This window comes from Psychrobacter sp. NPDC078409 (assembly GCF_050268505.1).
GTDB lineage: Bacteria > Pseudomonadota > Gammaproteobacteria > Pseudomonadales > Moraxellaceae > Psychrobacter.
The window spans coordinates 92,816-114,428 of the sequence record NZ_JBNNGW010000003.1 but is presented as its reverse complement, the minus strand read 5'-3'; the positions used below and the strand labels follow the sequence as shown (position 1 = coordinate 114,428).

14 protein-coding genes are annotated in these 21,613 nt (G+C 45.9%); 9 read left to right on the top strand and 5 right to left on the bottom strand.

The genetic code is table 11. From position 1 onward, the window contains the following. The first annotated feature begins 57 nt into the window (after positions 1-57). The 3 genes from ACQKC9_RS06490 (at position 58) to ACQKC9_RS06480 (ending at position 4,524) form a co-directional block, all read left to right on the top strand. Entirely contained in the window at positions 58-2,157 is a 2,100-nt protein-coding gene (locus ACQKC9_RS06490; RefSeq protein WP_427621040.1) for an acetyl/propionyl/methylcrotonyl-CoA carboxylase subunit alpha, read from the top strand. A 58-nt stretch (positions 2,158-2,215) separates the two neighbouring features. After that, positions 2,216-3,136 carry a hydroxymethylglutaryl-CoA lyase gene (locus tag ACQKC9_RS06485; protein ID WP_427621038.1) on the top strand — a complete coding sequence of 307 codons (921 nt, stop codon included), beginning with the start codon at positions 2,216-2,218 and terminating at the stop codon, positions 3,134-3,136. Positions 3,137-3,336: 200 nt separating this feature from the next. Further along, positions 3,337-4,524 (top strand): isovaleryl-CoA dehydrogenase, encoded by a 1,188-nt coding sequence (locus tag ACQKC9_RS06480; protein ID WP_427621037.1) that lies wholly within the window; start codon positions 3,337-3,339, stop codon positions 4,522-4,524. 135 nt (positions 4,525-4,659) lie between these two features. On the opposite strand, the gene ACQKC9_RS06475 is transcribed toward ACQKC9_RS06480, so the two are convergent. Together ACQKC9_RS06475 and ACQKC9_RS06470 are read right to left on the bottom strand one after the other, a co-directional pair. Then, positions 4,660-5,388: a pantothenate kinase gene (locus ACQKC9_RS06475; RefSeq protein WP_101205592.1), complete on the bottom strand. Its 729-nt coding sequence runs from the start codon at positions 5,386-5,388 to the stop codon at positions 4,660-4,662. A 59-nt stretch (positions 5,389-5,447) separates the two neighbouring features. Continuing rightward, entirely contained in the window at positions 5,448-6,437 is a 990-nt protein-coding gene (locus ACQKC9_RS06470) for a biotin--[acetyl-CoA-carboxylase] ligase (protein ID WP_427621036.1), read from the bottom strand. 175 nt (positions 6,438-6,612) lie between these two features. Here ACQKC9_RS06470 and ACQKC9_RS06465 point away from each other — a divergent pair, with 175 nt between their 5' ends. The 6 genes from ACQKC9_RS06465 to ACQKC9_RS06440 all read left to right on the top strand — a co-directional run bounded on the left by ACQKC9_RS06465 (position 6,613) and on the right by ACQKC9_RS06440 (position 17,110). Further along, on the top strand, positions 6,613-7,416 hold the full coding sequence (locus ACQKC9_RS06465; protein ID WP_427621411.1) for a sulfite exporter TauE/SafE family protein: 804 nt from the start codon (positions 6,613-6,615) through the stop codon (positions 7,414-7,416). Positions 7,417-7,467: 51 nt separating this feature from the next. Beyond that, positions 7,468-8,409, top strand: coding sequence for a hypothetical protein (locus tag ACQKC9_RS06460; protein ID WP_427621035.1), 942 nt, complete (start codon positions 7,468-7,470; stop codon positions 8,407-8,409). A gap of 66 nt (positions 8,410-8,475) precedes the next feature. Beyond that, entirely contained in the window at positions 8,476-12,423 is a 3,948-nt protein-coding gene (locus tag ACQKC9_RS06455) for an AAA family ATPase (RefSeq protein WP_427621034.1), read from the top strand. A gap of 215 nt (positions 12,424-12,638) precedes the next feature. Beyond that, complete coding sequence (locus ACQKC9_RS06450; RefSeq protein ID WP_191114706.1) at positions 12,639-13,655, top strand: cell division protein ZipA C-terminal FtsZ-binding domain-containing protein; 1,017 nt, start codon at positions 12,639-12,641, stop codon at positions 13,653-13,655. Positions 13,656-13,893: 238 nt separating this feature from the next. Beyond that, positions 13,894-16,014 carry an NAD-dependent DNA ligase LigA gene (gene ligA / locus ACQKC9_RS06445; RefSeq protein WP_427621033.1) on the top strand — a complete coding sequence of 707 codons (2,121 nt, stop codon included), beginning with the start codon at positions 13,894-13,896 and terminating at the stop codon, positions 16,012-16,014. 322 nt (positions 16,015-16,336) lie between these two features. Then, positions 16,337-17,110 (top strand): hypothetical protein, encoded by a 774-nt coding sequence (locus tag ACQKC9_RS06440; protein ID WP_427621031.1) that lies wholly within the window; start codon positions 16,337-16,339, stop codon positions 17,108-17,110. 75 nt (positions 17,111-17,185) lie between these two features. Here the strand turns inward: ACQKC9_RS06440 and ACQKC9_RS06435 are convergent, their stop codons facing one another. The 3 genes from ACQKC9_RS06435 to ACQKC9_RS06425 all read right to left on the bottom strand — a co-directional run bounded on the left by ACQKC9_RS06435 (position 17,186) and on the right by ACQKC9_RS06425 (position 21,354). Further along, a complete protein-coding gene (locus tag ACQKC9_RS06435) occupies positions 17,186-17,749 on the bottom strand; it encodes a hypothetical protein (protein WP_427621030.1) in 564 nt (187 codons plus the stop codon). Positions 17,750-18,185: 436 nt separating this feature from the next. Then, on the bottom strand, positions 18,186-18,596 hold the full coding sequence (locus tag ACQKC9_RS06430; protein ID WP_427621028.1) for a hypothetical protein: 411 nt from the start codon (positions 18,594-18,596) through the stop codon (positions 18,186-18,188). Positions 18,597-18,909: 313 nt separating this feature from the next. Continuing rightward, positions 18,910-21,354 (bottom strand): YgiQ family radical SAM protein, encoded by a 2,445-nt coding sequence (locus ACQKC9_RS06425; protein ID WP_427621027.1) that lies wholly within the window; start codon positions 21,352-21,354, stop codon positions 18,910-18,912. Positions 21,355-21,613 lie beyond the last annotated feature (259 nt).

Sequence of the window (21,613 nt, the reverse complement as noted above, 5' to 3'; positions counted from 1 at the left end):
GGCAAATGGGCAAATAGACAAGACGTCAAATAATAACGACAAGACACAGGGATAGTTATGTTTTCTAAAATTCTAATCGCCAACCGTGGTGAAATTGCTTGCCGAGTGGCCGCGACTGCTAAGCGTCTTGGCGTCAGTACCGTTGCTGTTTACTCTGATGCGGACCGCAGTGCTAAGCATGTGGCTGTCTGTGATGAAGCAATCTATTTAGGTGGTTCGGCACCAAAAGACAGTTATCTAAAAGGCGATGCTATTATTGCTATCGCTAAGCAAACGGGCGCCCAAGCGATTCATCCAGGATATGGGTTTTTGAGTGAAAATGCTGATTTTGCACAGGCTTGCCAAGATGCTGGCTTGGTATTTATTGGCCCATCGGCAGATGCTATTCGCGCTATGGGCGGCAAATCTGAGTCTAAGCGCTTGATGGAATCGGCTGGTGTGCCGCTGATACCGGGCTATCATGGTGATAACCAAGATGCACAGTTTTTGCAGCAGCAGGCCGATAGTATTGGCTATCCTGTCTTGATTAAAGCGAGTGCAGGTGGCGGCGGTAAAGGCATGCGTATCGTGGAGCAAAGCAGCGATTTTATTGATTTGTTAGACTCATGTCGCCGTGAAGCGATTACCAGTTTTGGCAATGATCAAGTATTGGTCGAAAAATACGCGCTAAAACCACGTCATATTGAAATTCAAGTATTCGGTGATACGCATGGTAATTATGTGCACCTGTTTGAGCGTGATTGCTCAGTACAGCGTCGCCATCAAAAAGTACTAGAAGAAGCGCCAGCACCGGGTGTCGATACTGCTATGCGTGAAGCGATGGGCACAGCGGCAATCGAAGCAGCACGTGCGGTCGATTACGTGGGTGCAGGTACGGTTGAGTTTATTGTTGAGCAGCGTGAAGACTCTATGAGTTTTTATTTCATGGAAATGAACACGCGCTTGCAAGTTGAGCATCCAGTTAGTGAAGCCATTACTGGTGTCGATTTGGTCGAGTGGCAGCTGTTGGTTGCTGCGGGTCAGCCATTGCCAAAAACACAAGACGATCTGGCTATCAATGGTCATGCAATTGAGGCGCGTATCTGTGCTGAAAACCCTGACAACAATTTCTTGCCAGCGACAGGGACTTTATTCACTTATCAAAAGCCTGAGCATAGTACCTTTAACATTACCGATGTGCGTATCGATGATGGCGTACGTGAGGGTGATGTGATCAGTCCTTTTTACGATTCTATGATTGCCAAGCTTATCGTCCATGCTCCTACGCGCGAGCAAGCGTTGGCGAGACTAGATCGTGCATTGGCACAGACGCGTATCGTTGGTCTGCCAAATAACGTGGCATTTTTGCGTTATATTTTAAATACCGATTCATTTAGCAAAGCCAATCTTGATACAGCCTTGATAGAGCGTGAGCAGGATAAGCTTTTTGATCAGCACCCTCTTGAATTATCGACGCTTGTGGTGACAGCTATTGCGCAGCAGCTTGCGAGTGAGGCGACTACTCAGGGCTCAGATCCATTCAACAAGCCAACGGGTTTCCGTGCTTATAGCGATTATACTCGTTCGTTTAGCTTGGTTTATGATGAGCAAGCCTACAGCGCTCGCATCAGTAATTGGCACAATGCGAGTTGTGCTGATAGCAAAAAAGGCGGCGATAATCTCAGTAGCTTTACGCTTGTCATTGGTAAAGAAATCGCGAATACGCAGGATGATAGCAATATCAATGTAGCGGCTCAGACCGAAACGGTTTATGAAGGTCAGATCAGCTATGATAGCAATGACGCGCACAATCATACCTTATGGTTAGATGGTGCACGTATCAGTGCCCAAAGCTGGGTAAATAACGAGACGGTCTACGTATTCACAGATAGCGGACGTGATGAAATTACGCTTATTGATATCATGGCACATGTGGGCGAAGACACAGCGGCGGTTGGCAGTTTAAAGTCACCAATGCCAGGACAAGTGGTTGCATTCAAAGTAGCTGTTGGCGATACTGTGAAAAAAGGCGAGCCACTTGCCGTCATCGAAGCTATGAAAATTGAACATACGATTACCGCACCGACAGATGGTGTGGTAGCAGAGCTATTATTTGCAGCAGGTGACTTGGTTGCTGATGGTGATGAGCTACTGCGCATCGATAGCGAAAGCGCATAGTTGACAAGGCCTAATAAGAAAGCCTCATAAAGCGCAAATAACAAAAAGGATGACAAGTATGAGCCATTCGTATCCAAGCCATGTCACCATCGTTGATGTCAGTCCGCGTGATGGACTACAAAACGAATCCATGACGGTGCCGACCGCTATCAAGCAAACGCTTATCAATGATTTGATTGCGGCCGGTGTCAAAAAGCTGGAAGCGACCAGTTTTGTTTCGCCAAAGTGGGTGCCACAAATGGGCGATAACAGCGCATTGCTTGACGCGCTAGCGCCTATGCGGCAGAAGAACGTTTGCTACTCCGTACTGGTACCCAATATGCGCGGCTTTGACAATGCGATTGCCTACCGCCCTGATGAAATCGTCATCTTTGGCTCAGCCAGCGAAACCTTTAGCCAAAAAAATATCAACTGTAGTATCGATGAAAGTATTGAACGTTTTGCACCAGTGGCTGCGGCAGCAAAAGCACAAGGCATAAAGGTACGTGGCGTGATTTCTTGTACGGTTGGCTGTCCTTATGAAGGTGAGATTGACCACAGTCAAGTAGCGTATGTCACCAAGCGATTGGTCGAGATTGGCTCAGAGCAGATTGGTATTGCTGATACGATCGGTGTGGGTACGCCGCTCAAAGTACAACGAGCGTTGCAAGCTGCGCTTGAGTATGCTGATATTTCTATGCTATCAGGGCACTTTCATGATACTTATGGTCAAGCACTAAGCAATACGCTAGCCGCACTACAAATGGGTGTCAGTGAATTTGATACCTCTGTCGCCGGCTTAGGCGGTTGTCCTTATGCTAAAGGCGCAACGGGCAATGTCGCGACCGAAGATGTAGTATATATGCTGCATGGTATGGGTATCAGCACGGGTATCGATTTGGATAAATTAGTCGTGGCGGGCGAACGTATCAGCGAGTTCTTAAAGCGTCCAAATGGATCAAATGTAGCACGTGCTCTAATCAATAAACGTCAGTCTTAAATAGTATATATAGTCAATCCATTGTGAAGGTATGACAGCGTTAACCTCGTTTGAAGTATTTGATATACATCTACACTCGGTTACCTTGTCATACTTTCACATTGAATGGACTATGACATCAAAGATGACATCGAAAATAATATGGCTTTAAAAAACAGATCAACATTCGAAAACTAAATATTAAAATACAAGGAATAGTTATGAGTTTACCTGGATTAAATTTTCAACTTGGCGAAGATATTGACGCCCTACGTGATGTCGTGCTGCAGTTTGCAGCAAACGAGATCGCCCCACGTGCTGCTGAGATTGATAGCAGCGATGAGTTCCCAATGGATCTGTGGCAGAAGATGGGTGACCTCGGTTTGCATGGCATTACCGTTCCTGAAGAGTACGGCGGTTCTAACATGGGTTATGTCGCCCATATGGTTGCGATGGAAGAGATTAGCCGAGCTTCGGCATCAGTCGCGCTGAGCTATGGTGCACACTCTAATCTATGTATCAACCAAATCAAACGTAATGGCTCTGAAGAACAAAAGCAGAAATATCTGCCAAAACTAATCAGTGGCGAGTTCATCGGTGCATTGGCAATGAGTGAAACAGGCGCTGGCTCAGATGTGGTCAGTATGAAGCTCAAAGCCGAAGAAAAAGACGGTAGCTATGTGTTGAACGGTAGCAAAATGTGGATTACCAATGGTCCTGATGCTGACGTGATGGTGGTCTATGCCAAGACCAATCCTGAATTGGGTGCAAAAGGCATGACGGCCTTTATCGTTGAAAAAGGTATGGAAGGCTTTGGTACAGCGCAAAAGCTAGACAAGCTTGGCATGCGTGGTAGCCATACTGGCGAGATGACTTTTAATAATGTAAAAGTACCAAGCGAAAATATCTTGGGTGGTCTCAATGAAGGCGTTAAGGTCTTGATGAGCGGCCTAGATTACGAGCGTGCCGTATTAGCCGCAGGTCCTATCGGTATCATGCAAGCAGTGATGGACAATGTCGTGCCTTATATCCATGATCGTAAACAGTTTGGTCAAGCCATTGGTGAGTTCCAGCTGATCCAAGGTAAAGTCGCAGACATGTATACGATACTGCAAGCCGGTCGTAGTTTCTTATACACCGTTGGTAAAAACCTCGATATGTTGGACGCGCGCGGTGCCGGTCATAGTCGAGAAGTGCGCAAAGATTGCGCCAGTGTGATCTTATGGTGTGCCGAAAAGGCCACCTGGATGGCAGGCGAAGGTATTCAAATATTTGGCGGAAACGGCTATACCAATGAGTATCCACTTGGTCGCTACTGGCGCGATGCTAAGCTGTATGAGATTGGCGCAGGTACCAGTGAAATTCGTCGTATGCTAGTCGGTCGTGAGTTATTTAACGAGACTAAGTAAGAAGTAGCTAATGACGCCTTAGCTATTTTCTGACAGTAAAGTAAAAGAGCAGTACGTTCAAAACGTGCTGCTTTTTTTGTGTCAATATAACAATGTGCCAACGTGACAACGTGCTACTAAGTTACCTATTATCGACTACGATTTATTGCGATAATCAAAGTATCTAGCCAAACCATTTAATAATAAATCATCACGTAAGCGCACTGGGCGATTAACATGCTGGGAGATAATGGCTGCATCACCACCTGTCATAATCAATTCAAAATTAGGGTGACGATGGCTAATCTCATTGATCGCGCCGACGATAGAGAGCAAAATACCGCGATGTACCGCGTCTTGAGTGGTCAAGCCTTGACTGACGCTATCAAAAGTACCGTTCGAGATAGTGATTTGCTTAGTACCAGAGAACAGTGATTCACGTTGGAGGTAGATACTGGGGAAAATATAACCGCCCAAATGCTCAGCATGATCAATCAAATCAATGGTCACCGCTGTGCCACAACCAATCACACACTGGCGTTTTTTCTTATCGACCGCACCGAGCATCTGTAGCCAACGATCACAGCCGAGCTGCTGATCATTGTAAGCACTTTTCATCAGCGCATGCGCGGCATCGACATGGACAAACTCAAACGGAATATTCAAACGACTGAGCGTCTCTGATACTTTGGCATTGAGATTGTCACCCAATACCGATGAGATACCAATAAAGTCAGGCGCGTAACGTTCAAAACGATCCGTCAGACCCATAAGTAATTCGGCAGGCGCTTGCAGGTGCTGCTTAGCATCATGCGCGACTATTTGTCCGATATCATCGGTTAGCCAGTATTTTAGGCGGGTATTTCCAAGATCAAGCCAGAGCATAAAAGTCCCTTTATATAGTGCTCGTTAATGATGGTGTTCATCAATATAGTTGTCTAAGCCTAATAAATAACGTCGATGCGTCCAGTAAAAAGCGTAGAAATCTTACCGCTATCTTGGCGTAATTGCAAACAGCCATGTGTGTCGACACCACAAGCGATTCCCGTCACGACTTTTTCTTCATTATTATAGTCTTGCGTAACGCGTAAGTGCAGACCTGATAGCGCATCCATCGTCGCAAACTGCTCCAAAAAACTATCCAAATAGTAAGTATGACCCGTTGGCTGTTCTATGCCCAAATGCTCAAAGCGTGTCATCGCCGCCATCAATGCTTTGCACATCTGCTGATAGAGCATTGGTAGGTCTGGTAGGCTCGCAGGTTGTGTCTCTAAAGGCAGCATCTCATTAATATCTTGTAAGCTAATCGCTTGGTAGCTCATACCCTCTGACGTTTGCGTGGTGAGCTTTGGTGCTGCTTGTACGTTTAAGCCAATACCTAGCACCACACCGACCAATCTACCAGCTTTAGTCACTGGCTCTATCAAAATCCCAGCCAGTTTATTAAAGGGTAGGGTACGCTGATTTGCTACATCACTATCCAATACGGAATCCAATACCGAGCTGTTCGTTATAGGTTGCTCTTTGGATTGCTCTTCAGATTGGCTCTGAGCTTGCTGATAAAAACCCAAGTCATTTGCCCATTTCACACCGATTGGCGTCAGTCCCTGCGCTTGCAGTTGCTCGTTCAGTGTTTGAATGACAGGCATCTTCGCCAGTTCAAGGCCAATGATGAGCGATAATAAGCCACTGATTGGCATATGCACAGGATGGTATAGCGATAGATAGACATTGCCGCGCGGTGATTGCCACGAGCGCCCGTGCTGACCACGACCTGCGCTTTGGGTTTCCGCAGTCAAAACGTGTACGGTGGCGACATCTAACGACCCGTTTTGCAAGGCTTCTATCAGCTCGCTATTGGTCGAGGCGCTACTAGCCACATGACGGTGATTGAGCTCGGATAAATAGGTAAAAAAACTAGTGAGTGGCGGCATAAGTTTAGTCGATGTGGTTAAAGGAAACTTTGATATACTGAGCGATTGTTGCGGTCAGACAGTACCGAGTAAACAGCATAAAGGTCACGCTGAGATTTGGCAAATACAATTAAGCACGCCTAAGCGCTAGTGAGTACTATAGCGCCAGTCAGTATTATAAAAGGTTCGTTCTATGATGTTATATGTGTGGTTTGTGATTGCAGGCGCGTTTGCGGGTGTCAGCGCGGGCTTGTTTGGCGTCGGCGGTGGCATGATTATCGTGCCCGCATTGGTTTGGATTTTTACCGCTTATGACTTTTCGCCAGAAGTAATCACCCATCTGGCCATTGGTACGTCATTGGCGACCATCGTTGTAACTTCAATCAGCTCACTGACTGCACATAACAAGCGCGGCGGCGTGCGCTGGGAAGTATGGCGCAAGATGGCGCTTGGATTGGTCATCGGTAGTTTGGTCGGTGCGGGTATCGCGGATATGATTGATGGACAAGCACTACAGGCTATTATTGGTTTCGGTGCGCTATTGGTCGCTCTAAAAATGCTGTTCTTTTCGAATAAAGAGCAGATGGGTAAACCGTTACCATCGGCCGGTGTCCAGTTTGGTGCTGGTACGGGTATTGGTATGGCGTCCTCTATCTTTGGCATTGGCGGCGGCAGCTTGACCGTACCGTTTTTGAACTGGGCAGGACTTCCGATGAAACAATCGGTCGGCACGTCAGCAGCATGCGGTCTACCAATTGCCTTGGCTGGAGCAGCGGGCTTTGCTTGGTTCGGTCAAGACGTGGTCAATCTACCTGAGGGTACGATAGGGTTTGTCCATGTCACAGGATTCTTGTTTATTTCAGTCGCCAGTTTTGCCATGGCAAAAGTCGGTGCCAAGCTCGCCCATATCTTACCTGCACTGATGCTTAAGCGCGCGTTTGGCATATTATTGATATTTGCTGGAGGGCAGTTGTTATTGAGTGGGTTGGGTGTCTTATAGCAATAATGAGTTTTTATAAAATTAGTATGCAAACCGTGAGACATTATTAGTATGAAAGCTGCAGAAAAATACCGCCGTGTTTTCGGCTCAATGAATCATCTAAAAGACCAGTTATCATGGACGACGGGTCTCTCTAATATGGTAGAGTTTTTGGCATGGGAGCCGCAGCGTATTTTAGGCATCACTAAAAAGCAATATGTACGCCAAATCATTGAGTGGGCGGCCCACCCAGATTTGAAAGATAAAAATATAGAAGAGATTGAGCAATCAGTCATCAAAAAGCTCAATACAAAAATGAATGAAACTGAGCAGCTAGAGACATATTCAACGCAAACGATGGGTATCTGTAATGCGAGAGAAGCCGTGCGCCGCGTAACGTTCTTTTCTGAAGACTATCTAAATAAAGAATTCGATATCTTTTTGAGTTTGTGCAGTGATGTTTATCTGAACTTATTTTATCGTAAATTTATCAACTTTGAGCCAAGTGGGTCATGGTCGACACATGGTAATAGCGGCATGTTTGAAAACAGTACAGAGCTAAAAGCAATGTATATGGACAACCTAGCCTATAACCATCAGGCGAATGTGCTGATAGCGAATGAGTTAAAGCTCGCTGGTCGGAAAAACCCAGACCCAATCCTAAAGTATTGTTTGATGTACGAGCATTTATTAGAAAAAGGCTTTATCGATAAAGGGGCAAAGTTTTTGCTGTTATTTATCGGTGGTGACGCGCTAAAGCAAAACAAGCAAACGCTCGTAGATCGGGAGCTGGCTCTGTGTCATAAACGGCCAAGGAAATATCAGCATTTGCTAAGACCAGAGCTGTTAGAGATAGTCGATCATTTAGAAGTGGCAAGCATCTCTTGGTCAGCCTTTATCGAGTTTAATAATCGCTACTTAGCAGAAAATAGTGTCTGCCAAGTGGAGCAAAAATTGTTACGAGGGTTCCATCAAAGCCTTGAATCAAAATCGTTTATGCAGTTAGCCGTTTAACCCTAAAAACCCACTACAATTTCAGGTAGAATAGCCGCCTGTTTTTGCTAAGTTTATTGACTCTTCATGCGTTTAAAATCTCTAAAGCTGGCAGGCTTCAAATCCTTTGCCAATCCAACTACTTTTACTTTTCGTCATGGTATCACTGCCATCGTCGGGCCGAACGGCTGTGGCAAATCCAACGTGATTGATGCCATCCGCTGGGTGCTGGGCGAAACCTCAGCCAAGCAGTTACGCGGCGGGGCGATGAGTGATGTTATCTTTGCTGGTACGCAAGATAAGACAGCCAAAAGTGTCGCCAGTGTCGAGCTAACCTTTGAGCATACCCAAGATGAGCAGACTGGTATTCGCCACGAGTTTAACTTGTACCAAGAGCTGTCGGTTCGCCGTCAGGTAAATAAAGATGGCCGCTCAGATTATTTTATCAATGGCACGCGTTGCCGTCGCCGTGATGTGGTCGATGTGTTTTTAGGTACAGGGCTGGGTGCACGTAGTTATGCGGTGATTGAGCAAGGCATGATTGGGCGCATTGTTGAGTCTAGTCCCGTGCAGCTGCGTGAGTTTATCGAAGAGGCGGCAGGTGTCTCGCGCTATCAGGCTCGCCGTGAAGAAACGCAAAAGAAGTTAGAGAAAACAAAAGACAATCTAGCGCGTCTACACGATATGCAAAGCGAATTACTACGCCAACAGAAAACACTGTCTAAACAGGCGGCTAGTGCGCAGCGTTACGAAGAGCTCGCCTTAACACTGGCTGATATCGAGCAGCAGCTCGCTATTCAGCAGCTGTATCAAGCCAAGCAAACGCATCAACAGCAGAAAGTAGCGCATGAACGTAGTGCTACGGAGGTGTCGTCACTTCAAGCTGATTACGACACGCTCAAAGCTCAGCAAGATAAGCTCACTGCGCGTATTAACCAAGAGCAATGGCTCAAAGACGATACCCAGAGCGCTCACTATCAGCAGCAGCTCGGCTATCAACAAGCGGAACATAAGCTAAGTGATGCTAAGGCACAGCTGACCGCTATTGAGCAGCAACTGTCTGGCTTGGCTCAGCAGCGTGATCAATCACTCGCTGATATCGAACGCCTCAACGCTGAACAATCTGAGCAGAATCAAGCGCTAGAAACGCTACGTCCGCAGCTGACTGAGCTGACAGATAAGCGCGACAACTATAAGCGTAATGAGCAGCCACTACAGCGCGCGTGGCATGAAGCGCAAAACAATCTGTCACGCTTACAAGATAAAACCCGTTCGCTTGAACAGCAGCAAGCTATCAACACTCAAGCACAAAAGCGCCATCAGCAAAGCTATGATAAATGGCAGCGCCGCGAGCAAAACTGGCAAAACCTGTGGCAGCAATTACAGCAGTCTATAGCGCTATCTAACAGTGCTGATGTGAGTAAGACGGATAATGAGCAAGATCTCAGTCGGGTGCTAGAACAGCAAGTCACTGAGCTAAGCACGCAGTTGCAGCAGGTTGAGCGTCAACGCGAAGCCGTCGATGAACGCTTGTCCGAGATACAACCGCAAGCGCATAGTTTGCAGCAGAGACTAAACGCACAGCAGAGCGAGTTGAGCGATTATGAAAAGCGTCATGCGCTACTGGCAGGCGAATACGATACCCTGCATCAGATACTGCATCCGAAACCTACACAACAGCCGCAGCCGCAATCAGAAAAGATTAAAGCTACCGCGACAGATAATGTAGATAGCGATGGCATACTTAATCAGCCGTTAGCCATCGCGACGCTACGTGCGCAGATTGAGCTAAGTGCGAAGGGGCAGGAGTATGCGCCGCTACTCGATAGTATCCTAGCATTATGGCTAGACAGCCATGTGCTGGTTGCTAACCAACAAGCTAATCAAATTAAGCAATCAGACGTTAATAACGCTAATGATATTTCTCAACAGGCGAATAGCTTATGGCAAGCGCTTGAGCATGACGTTGCAGATTTACTGACTTATCAAACGGCACAAAATACGTCTGCCACTGCAAAGGATAAAGCTCTAGTGGAGACGGGTCATAGCTTATGGTTGCCTGCTGCGCAAAGTAATATTAGCGACCAAGAGTTTGTCAGCGACTTGCCAGATAGTTTGATTGATAAAGTGTTGTCATTATCGCAGTTGATTAGACAGCCTACATTAGCGCTTTGGCAGCAATGTTATATATATACGGCGCAGTTTGAGACCAGTCAGCAGCATGAGGTTGATACACTTACTGATGTACTAAAGTCATTACTATCGTCCGCTATTTTACTTACCGAAGACGGTTGGCTGATCAGTCGTCATGGAACGATTAATTTAAGCAAATTCGCTGGTGCACAGGATGAGCAAAACGATAGCAATAGCCAATTCCTCACGCAGCGTCTACAACAGCGTACGCGTCTACAAGCGTTAGAAGGCTTGCTTGATGAGTTTGAAAGCAAAATACAAGATCAGCAAAAATCTATTGCAAAAGACCAGCGCGATTATGATGCGTTGTTAGTTAGCTTAGAAGAAACGCGCGCGCAAGCTGAGCAGTTAACCCGTGATAAGCATCAATACCAGCAGCAGCTGACGACCGAGCGAGCCAACGCTGAGCGCTTGCAAGCGGATAGCCAACGCCTGAACGCTGATAAAGCAACGCTTGAGCAAGAAAAGCAAGAACTGGCGCAAGAGCAACAAACCCTTGAGCAAGAACAACAGCATATTGAAAGCGAGATTGCTACGCTCACTCCGCAAATAGTAGAGGCACGAGCGACAAACCAGCAACTGCAAGCTGAGCGCAGCGAGCTAAACCGTGCGCGTCAAGCTAATGATGACGCGTGGCAAGCATTACAGCTGCGTATTCAGCAATACGAGATGCGTTTAGAACATAGTGTTAGCAGTCTGGCTCGTACGACTGAGCAACACGATAAGTCGTTAGAGAATGAGCAAAGTCTACAGACGCGTCACGAGCAGCAACAGGCTAAATTGCCAGAGCTACAAGCCGCACTACAGTCTGCACAGGTAACGCGCGATGAGCAGCAAGTGCTATTGAACGAGCGTGATACTGCGCTAACAGCACTAAAACAAACGTACGCTGAGCAGCAGACAGCATTTGATACATTGCAAAATACGTTACAAACGCAGCAAAGCGAGCTTGCCCGTCATGCTACTGAGTTGGCATTAAGCGCGGCACGGTTAGAGGATGCTAGCGCGCACACGCAGAGCGCTTTAGATGCCTACTATCGTGTGAGTCATAAATATAAAGCGCAAGCAGAGCAACCTCAACAAAGCATGAGCGTCTCAAACTTGCTAGCAGATTTTATCGCTCATGATCGCCGCGTCCGTCCAGACAAAATCGCTGAGCTAGAGTCCGAGCGAGCCAAGTTGACCCAGCAGTTGAGTAAGATTGGGCCAGTGAATTTGGCAGCGGTCGCAGAGTTGGCCGAGGTAAACGAACGCCTAGAGCCACTCGCACAGCAGACGGCAGATATCGCGGCTAGTATGCAGACATTGACTGAAGCGATTGCCTCTATTGATGAGACGACTAAAACGCTGTTTATGCAGACGCTTGATGCGGTCAATAATGAGCTGGCCAATTTATTTGCCAAAGTCTTTGGCGGCGGACAAGCTAGCCTGACGTTGAACACTGACGAGATACCAGCCAATACGCCAAAGTCCGAACAATGGCGGGCAGGGCTTACCTTGATGGCGCAGCCGAAGGGTAAACGTAACAGTCACTTAGCGGTACTATCGGGCGGTGAAAAAACCCTTACTGCATTGAGTTTGATTTTTGCGATATTTAAGCAGCATCCTGCACCGTTCTGTGTCCTTGATGAGGTCGATGCACCGCTTGATGATGCCAACGTCGCGCGTTTTACCAGTCTCATCCATGAGCTAGCAGATGATTTACAGTTTATTTTTATTAGCCATAATAAATTAACGATGCAAATTGCTGATGAGCTAAAGGGTATTACCATGCCAAGTGCAGGTATTTCTACACTAGTCAGTGTGTCGCTCGATGAAGCCGCACGCTACGTAGAGAGCTAAGCGTAAAATAGCCGACACTAAAAGTGCTATGAGAATCAGCGCGATGCAAATATAATCAATCAATTGGCATAAATGCAAATAAGCTTGACCTCAGTCCAGCATACTGGTTATAAAGTACACAATGTGGTGACGATATAGGTCAGCCATGCTAGAATATTGCCATTTATGCTCGTTTGTGTATTCCCTTTTGTTATATATACTAGGATGTATTTATCATGACCGTTATTCAGTTTATATTGATTGCCATTGCCGCGTTTATCGTGCTCGCAGGGCTGTTTATGGTCATTCGTAGCTTTAAGCGCCGCGGTGCTACCGAAGCTGCTGCGGTCAATTATGATAAAAATGGTATTCCCATCATACCGCGTCACGAGCGTAACATCGTCGATCAGCCAGATCTTGATGATACGGTCGCAGGCGAGACGAGCATCGGTCCAGATCGTAGCTACTTGGATGCTGTAGTTGAAGAAGAGCCATTGACGCAATCGCATACTAACGTTGATGCCCAACTAACGGCTGAGCGTGACCATGTAGCAGCTGACGACCATGACGTCATCGATGAAGCCGACTACGCGCGCTGGCAAGAAGAGCAGCGCCGTGCCGATAGTGCTGAGTTTGTAGAAGTCGCCGATCAGATGCATATTGAGCAAGAGCCTGATGCGTTCTCTAGTCTAATGTCAGCGACCGATAGCCTGATGCCAACCATCGATACGGCAGAAGAGCCAAGTTTCGATGACAACAGCCCGATACTGGATCAGCATCTATCAGAGTCAGGTGATGACGCGCAAAACGGTCCATTGATTAATGCCAAAGACAATATCAATATCACCATCTTGCCGCACCAATATCGTGACCGTCCAGCGGCGATTATCCGTGGCCGTGACCTATTAGCGTTGATTGATAAATATGGCCTACGTTATGGCGCGATGAATATGTTCCATCGCTATGAGCAAAAAGACGGCACTGGTATGCTGTGGTTTAGCATGATGGGCATCACTGATAGCGGTATCGCGCCGTTTGATCCGCATAGTGTCGCGACCAACACTTATAACGGTGTGGTCGTGTTCTTATCATTGCCCCATCCACAAGCCGTGCGCAGCTTTGATAGCATGATGAGCATTGCTTATATGATGGCAAGCGACCTTGATGCCATTATGCTTGATGAAGAGAACGAACCAATTACGCCTGAATACAAGCAGCAGCTACGTAATCAAGTTCGTGATTATGAGGGTTAGCAGTTTAAAGGCTAAGCTAAGAAAGTTAAAAGCTGATTAATAGCAGAAATCATAGAAAGGGCAAATAGCGATTAACGTTATTTGCCTTTTTTATTGGGCTATAGTTTCTGCGAAATGCTAACCATAGTAGACTGAGCAAGCCTGACATAGTATTTGATTTATATAGGATTGACTATACCGAGCTTCCTACAAACTTGTTATCATATCGACATCTTGAATTGCAAAAAAGACGCCGACTATGACTGACTCTACCTCATCAAATAATTCTAAAAATCCATCTGCTCATGTAGAAAACCAAGCACCTGTGACATCTAATATACCCAGTCCTACCGATAGTAGTGTAGAGATTGTCTCAAAAATGCGTGCGCTTATTGAAGCGATTAAAACGCATAACTATGCTTATTATGTGCTCGATAATCCGATATTAGAAGACAGCGAGTACGATCAATTACGTCGCTCGTTGCTTGAGATCGAAGAAGAATATCCAGATTTGGTGCAGCCAGATAGCCCAATCAATCAAGTCGGCGATATGCCGCTATCTGCCTTTACCCAAGTCACGCATGACATTCCGATGCTATCGCTAGGCAACGTCTTTGAATATGATGATTTGCGCGATTTTATGCGCCGTGTTAATGATCGTCTCAGCGACTCGCAGCAAAACCCTGAATACGAGATGGAGCTAAAGCTTGATGGGCTGGCTGTCTCACTGAAGTATGAGCACGGAAAATTTGTCCAAGCGGTTACGCGCGGTGATGGGCAGACAGGGGAAGATATTACCCAAAATGCCAAAACCATTCGTAACTTGCCACTATGGATAGCCGGTGCTGCTCACATTGAGTTGCTAGAAGTGCGCGGTGAAGTATTGATGCCCAAGGCAGGGTTTGAGCGTCTCAATCGATTGGCAGAAGAGAACGAAGGTAAAACCTTTGCCAATCCACGCAATGCCGCTGCTGGTAGCTTACGTCAGTTAGATCCAGCCATTGCTGCTAGTCGTCCACTGGCGTTCTATGGCTATTCGGTCAATCAGGGTTTGCCAGATACTATCGACACCCAATCAGGAGCGTTGGCATGGCTTACCGAGCTTGGATTTACAGTCAGCGCCGTAGAAGTAGTCGCAAATCCACGCGCCGCGCAGACGTATTATGAGTCAGTGATAGAAGGGCGTAGCGATCTGCCATTTGAAATCGATGGCATGGTAATTAAGGTAAACAGCCTTGCGTTACAGCAGCAACTTGGCTACCTATCACGCGAGCCACGCTGGGCGACTGCCTATAAATTCCCTGCCGAAACGGTAATGACACGTCTAAACGATATCGAGTGGCAAGTCGGCCGTACGGGTCAAATCACACCAGTCGGTAAGCTTGAGCCTGTCAAAGTCGGCGGCGTCACTGTCAGCAATGTTACCTTGCATAACTTTGGCGAGATTCAGCGTTTAGATGTGCGCGCAGGCGATACGGTCAGCGTCCATCGGGCAGGCGATGTCATCCCCAAAGTCACTCGTGTCTGGCACGATCAGCGCCCAGCCGATAGCGAGCCAGTCACACTACCTTCTACTTGCCCTGTCTGCGACTCTCCCGTAGTGCTGCCTGAAGACGAAGCATTGGCTCGCTGTACGGGCGGATTGTTTTGCCCAGCTCAGCAGCAAGAAGCACTTATTCATTTTGTCTCACGTCGTGCCATGGATATCGATGGGCTTGGTGCGAGTTGGCTCATTAGCTTCTTTGAGCATGGTCTGGTCAAAACGGTCGCTGATATCTATCAGTTGCACAATCATGCAGATGAGATGGTCACCTTTGAGAAATTGGGTGAAAAATCAGTTCAGAATATCATCAACGCTATCGAAGCTAGCAAGCATACTACATTGGCTCGCTTTATCTATGCACTCGGTATTCGCGGTGTCGGTGAAGGCACAGCACAGAACTTTGCTCAGCAGTTTGGTGACTTAGATAGTCTGATGGCAGCCAGTATTGAGACCTTGATAAAAACACCAGATGTCGGAGAAATCACCGCCGAGCTGACCTATAAGTTCTTCCGTGCACCGCACAATATCGAAGTGATTAATTCATTGCTTGAAGCTGGCGTGCACTGGGATAAGGTCGAGCAAATCGCCTCAGAAGGGCTACCACTCGATGGGCAAACGTGGGTCATCACAGGCGCGCTCGATAGCATGGCACGTAATGAAGCCAAAGCCAAACTACAAGCGCTGGGTGCAAAAGTATCAGGCAGTATTTCGGCAAAAACCACTGCGCTACTGGCAGGGGATAAGGCTGGCTCTAAACTGATCAAAGCTGAAAAATTGGGCGTTAAAGTGGTAGGTGAGGAAGAGTTTTTGACGATGATTGGGGATGAGAGCCGTTAAAAAATTGCACTGCAATTTTAGGTTCGCAAGTGAAAATCCCTTAGAGGGGATTTTCTGGTTAGGTCATACTTTAATAATACGCTCGTCCCTAGCGCAAGAGCAAAAGATAAAGTTTTAAAAGCATGGCCTCAGCATTAAGTTCTTTTAAAGTGAACAAATATGCAGATCATGTGCAGTCTTTCTTTAATAATTTATGCAGCACTCGTCCCTTGGACTGAATCAAAAACTTTGCGCATATTTGAGTATAGTGCGCTAGGCGCATCTTATATACAACCGCTAATCAATCAGATTTTTAACCAATTTGACGTGAAAGATATAGATTATGGAAAATCCAATTGAAATGTTAAGCAAAACAATAGAGCAATCCTTTACAACTAAAAATTTGGCTTGGACAGATGAAGTTTATAGTTCTCAGCAGTATCAGCAAGAGATTCGGTTCCTTCAAACAGTCTCTATGAATTTTGTTCATACTGTTAGAGCCATATCATTTTATTCAACAAGAAGTGAAAATATTTATAGTGAGTTTCTATCTATAAGAACGATAGACGATTTAATCCAATCATCTATTGGCATCAAGTTAATGGTTGAGAACGGAATATATAACATAGCCAAAAGAGAGCTACGATATCTAATTGAAATGATCACTAAATATGTAATCGTTGATTGTCTAAAAATGGGTGAAAGCTTTGAATCTAAAACTGAGTATTTGAGAGACAAGGTACCAAGATCTTCAATAGAAATAATAAATGAGTATTCAACACCATTTTCTGATGATTTGAAAGATGAATTTCAGGATGAGGTTAAGGATTTTTTCTATAAATCTTGTGTTTATGTCCACCCATCAAAAAAACAAATAGATGAACAAATAAAAAACTACGAGCAAGGATGTGTAATTGGTTTTGAGTCGGCCAAAATGTTCACCGATATGAACAGAGTTCTATTTAGAGCCTATGACATGATTTTAGTCATGATATTTCATAGCTTTGGTCATTCAATGAGTAAAGACTTATTCGAGCAATTATTTGATGAAAACCCTAAATGGAAGTTTCACAAAGGGAAGTATGTAAAAGAATTCAGAAAAACACTTTTCAATTAACTATGGACTAGCTAGCGTAGAGGTAAACACTAAAAGCTGTAATTTCTTAGTATCATACGCAAACTAATAGGCTCTCTACTCCACCATCTCACCATGCGCTTTCACATCACCTTTCTTACCATCTGGCTGAATCACGATAGGTAGCACCAACCCTTTGGCAAAGTCATCAGACAGCACATAATCATAGCGACTGGCAGCGACATCAGGCGTGGTATGAATGATAAGCGTCATCTCATTGCCATCGGTTAGCTCGTGTGAGACATAGGTTTCGCTCAGCTGATCCAAGGCTTTCGATAGTGCTTCATTACTTGCCATGCTCACCGTCAGATTATGCTGAGCGGTCGCAGCATCCACTTTGAAGTAATCTGCATAGTCGCGGACGTTTTGACTATCGATGGCAAATGGATACTTATAGTTGGTAGGGTCAGCAGGCTTTTCACCACTATCTACCAGTGACCAGTCGATGGTGTCGGCTGCTGGTGCGGATGGACCTGTTGCTGTCTCCGCAGTTTTCTCAGTGGCATCGACAGAATCGGTAGCGTTATCGCAGCCTGTCAGCGTCCACATGCTTGCCGTTGCAATTACCATCATACTTATCAGACGCTTTGCCATCGAGTTACCCTTTTGATTGTTGATCATGATTGATTTGCTTTGCCTGCTATTTTGACAGCTTTCTTTGTGCTTCTCTAGCGAAATACATTAGATGGTAAGTTTTGATATAGTCTAATCCTCTATAAAGGAATGACAGCGTTAACCTCGCTTGCAGTATCACAATTACTACTGCGCTCGGCTGCCTTATACTACTCTTAAATTGAATCAACTATATAGTCAAGTCTATATAAATCCGCTACATCGTCATCCTCGCTAAGCATACTAATGTATAATTTGCACTCGGTTTCCTTGTATCGAAATTATATTGAACTGACTATACAACTATCTATCTGATACTGGTTTTTATAGCCACCTTTATACACGTATCAAACGAACACGCATAAAAAAGCAGTCACCATATAATGACTGCTTTTTTTCTGTTGCGACTATTTGTCTATTACGATATGAGCGTATCTCTAACTGATTAGATCTGGCAGTTTACTTGGTATTCTTTACCGTCAGCCCATTTCATCGCAAAGATACCTTTGTCACCTTTCATGTGCCATGCATAGGCGACTTCTGGGTTTGAGTCATTTACATAGCTTGCAACTTCGCCTTTCACTTTACCGTTTAGGATGATTGGCTGCTCGGCCCATTTTACTTTTGGCAAGGTGACGTTGAGCATCACTTGTTCTTTATTGATAGATTGCTTTGCCATGATTTTGCTGTCATCGGTACAGGTGTATGGTGCTGGTGCCATACGATCATAGGCAGCGGTTACTTTTTCTGGAACTGGCGTATCAGTTGCATCTGGGGTAGTTGGTGCGGTAGTCGCACAAGCGCTCAATAGGGCAAAAACTGGTAGGGTAGTCGCAATTTTAGTTATCATTTTCATAGTGCTCTCCAAAGCTTTTCGCTGATGTCATTTACTTGTTCTTAATGATGCGTTTAGCATATGAGGGTTATAGTAGCGAAAACGAACCATTTCAATGTTAGAAATTGTTCGTTACCTGTTAGCTTCGTTACCCAACCACTGTCTAATGTAACTTGCAATTTGTGACATGGTGAAAAGTAAACAGTGTTAATTACGAAATGCGCGATTATAAAATTAGCGCATAAAAAAGCACCTATCAACGAGTGGCCGATAGGCGCTTTTTTGTTTTACTTAACACGCTCTAGATTGAGCATGCATTTTTATACTATGAATACTACTTGGTTTTACGTGGTGGCAGACCAGTATGCTGAGTCTGGAAATTGCCTTTGCTAACTTTCTTCTTACTGTTTTTACCCGCTGCACCTTTAGCTGACGCACTGTTGTTTGACGAGCCATTACTGCGCTTCACTGAATCATTGCCAACACGGCTATTCTTTTTGCGCGCTGACTGATAAGTATCTTGCGCGGCATCACGCCCTTCTAAACTGGCGTTAAATGGTGGAATCAAGCAACCACGATTTTTACCAATCAAGTCGCTACGACCCATGTCTTGCAGGGCTTTACGTAGTAGTACCCAGTTTTTTGGATCATGATAGCGCAAGAACGCTTTATGCAATTTGCGCTGCTTGCCAGACTTGACGATATCCATGTCACCTTCATCACGGCTGACCTTATGTAGTGGGTCCTTGTGCGTGTGATACATGGTAGTCGCGGTCGCCATTGGGCTTGGATAAAACGCCTGCACTTGGTCAGCACGATAGCCATTACTTTTGAGCCAAAGCGCAAGGTTCATCATATCTTCATCTTTGGTTCCCGGATGGGCAGCAATAAAGTAAGGAATCAGATATTGCTCTTTGCCAGCTTCTTGGCTGAATTGCTCAAACATGGCTTTGAATTGATCATAACTGCCCATGCCCGGCTTCATCATCTTCGATAGCACGCCTTCTTCAGAGTGCTCAGGCGCAATCTTTAGGTAACCACCGACGTGATGACTGACCAACTCTTTCACATATTCAGGATCTTTCACTGCCAAGTCATAACGTAAGCCTGAAGCAATCAGGATTTTTTTCACGCCTTTGATATCACGGGCTTTGCGATATAGTTTGGTTAAGTTACTGTGATCGGTAATCAGGTTTTCGCAGACATCAGGATAGACACAAGACGGCTTACGGCAGTTCTTTTCAATTGTCTCATCCTTACAGCTAAGGCGATACATATTGGCAGTCGGGCCACCAAGGTCAGATATCACACCAGTAAAGTTCGGTGCAGTATCACGAATCGCTTCAACTTCGCGCAAGATTGAATCTTCTGAACGGCTCTGGATAATACGGCCTTCGTGCTCAGTGATCGAGCAGAAGGTACAACCACCAAAACAGCCACGCATGATATTGACCGAAAATTTGATCATGTCATAAGCAGGGATACGCGCATCGCCATAACTTGGATGCGGCAGACGCGCATACGGCAGGTCAAACACATAATCCATCTCTTCAGTTGAGAGTGGCACTGGTGGTGGATTGAGCCAAACGTCGATAGAGGTATGCGAGTTACCAGCACCGCTACTATGACGCTGTACAAGCGCACGAGCATTACCTGGATTGGTCTCTAAATGCAGGATACGGCTTGCATGAGCATAAAGTACAGGGTCAGATTTGACGTGCTCATAGTCAGGTAGACGAATGACGGTTTTTTCACGTGGTGGCATTTTTAGCTTATGCTTACGTGCGGTCATTGGCTTATCAAAGCCGCGCATTTGCACCACTTGCGTCTCTTCGTCGACTTGTTCAGCGTTGATAACTTTATTAGCGACAGGTTCTGCGACGAAGCCCTGATATTGTGACGACATCGATGACATAGCTTGGCCAACAGGCGAGTCCGATGGTTTGCTCTGCTCAATTGAACAGCTATCAACGTCTTCGGTCATTACATAAGGGTTGATGATTGGATCGACACGGCCAACGGTATCGACATCGTTACTCGCAACCTCAGTCATATCTTCTTGCCAGTGACGACGAGTCGGGGTCAATAAGTAAGCCGTACCGCGCAATTTGCTCATCTGCTCAAAGCTATAGCCCTTAGACAGACCATGTACCACATCGACGATCGCACGCTCAGCATTACCATATAGTAAGACATCAGCACGCGCATCTAGCAAGATACTACGGCGCACTTTGTCTGACCAATAATCATAATGAGCGATACGGCGTAAGCTACCTTCAATACCGCCCAAAATAATTGGCACATCAGGATAGGCTTCACGGCAGCGCTGGCTATAGACGATAGCCGCGCGGTCAGGGCGTTTGTTTGCCACGTTGCCCGGAGAGTAAGCATCATCGCTACGGATTTTGCGATCGGCGGTATAGCGGTTGATCATGCTGTCCATGTTGCCCGCGGTTACGCCGTACGCATAGACAGGTTTGCCAAGTTCCATAAAGGCGTCTTTGCTCTTCCAATCTGGCTGAGCGATGATACCAACACGGAAGCCTTGTGACTCTAATAGACGACCGATGATGGCCATACCAAAGCTTGGATGATCGACATAGGCGTCACCTGAGATGATGATGACGTCACAAGCATCCCAGCCCAGATCGTCCATCTCTTTGCGGCTCATCGGTAGATAAGGCGCTGGCTCGTAGCAGCTCGCCCAGTGTTTGTCATAATCATAAAGTGGCTTGGTGCCTTGTTTAAAGGCAGTGCGGGCGATGGTATCGGCAGACATGGGCGGACCTGTTAATTAGAAAAATGGCACTAAAAATACAGCCCTTATTACCCAATGATAATAAAGGCGAATTTAAAAGCGCTCATTTTAACATGAATCGTCTTCACTATGCGACCTATTCTATGAGGGACGATTGCCGATAAGTTATTGATAGCGTGAGATAAACTGCTCATGCAAAGTAAGCTGACCGCACAGCATTATAATGGCAAAAACAGTCTAGACAGAACAGTCACATTATTAGTTCAATCAAACTTACTTC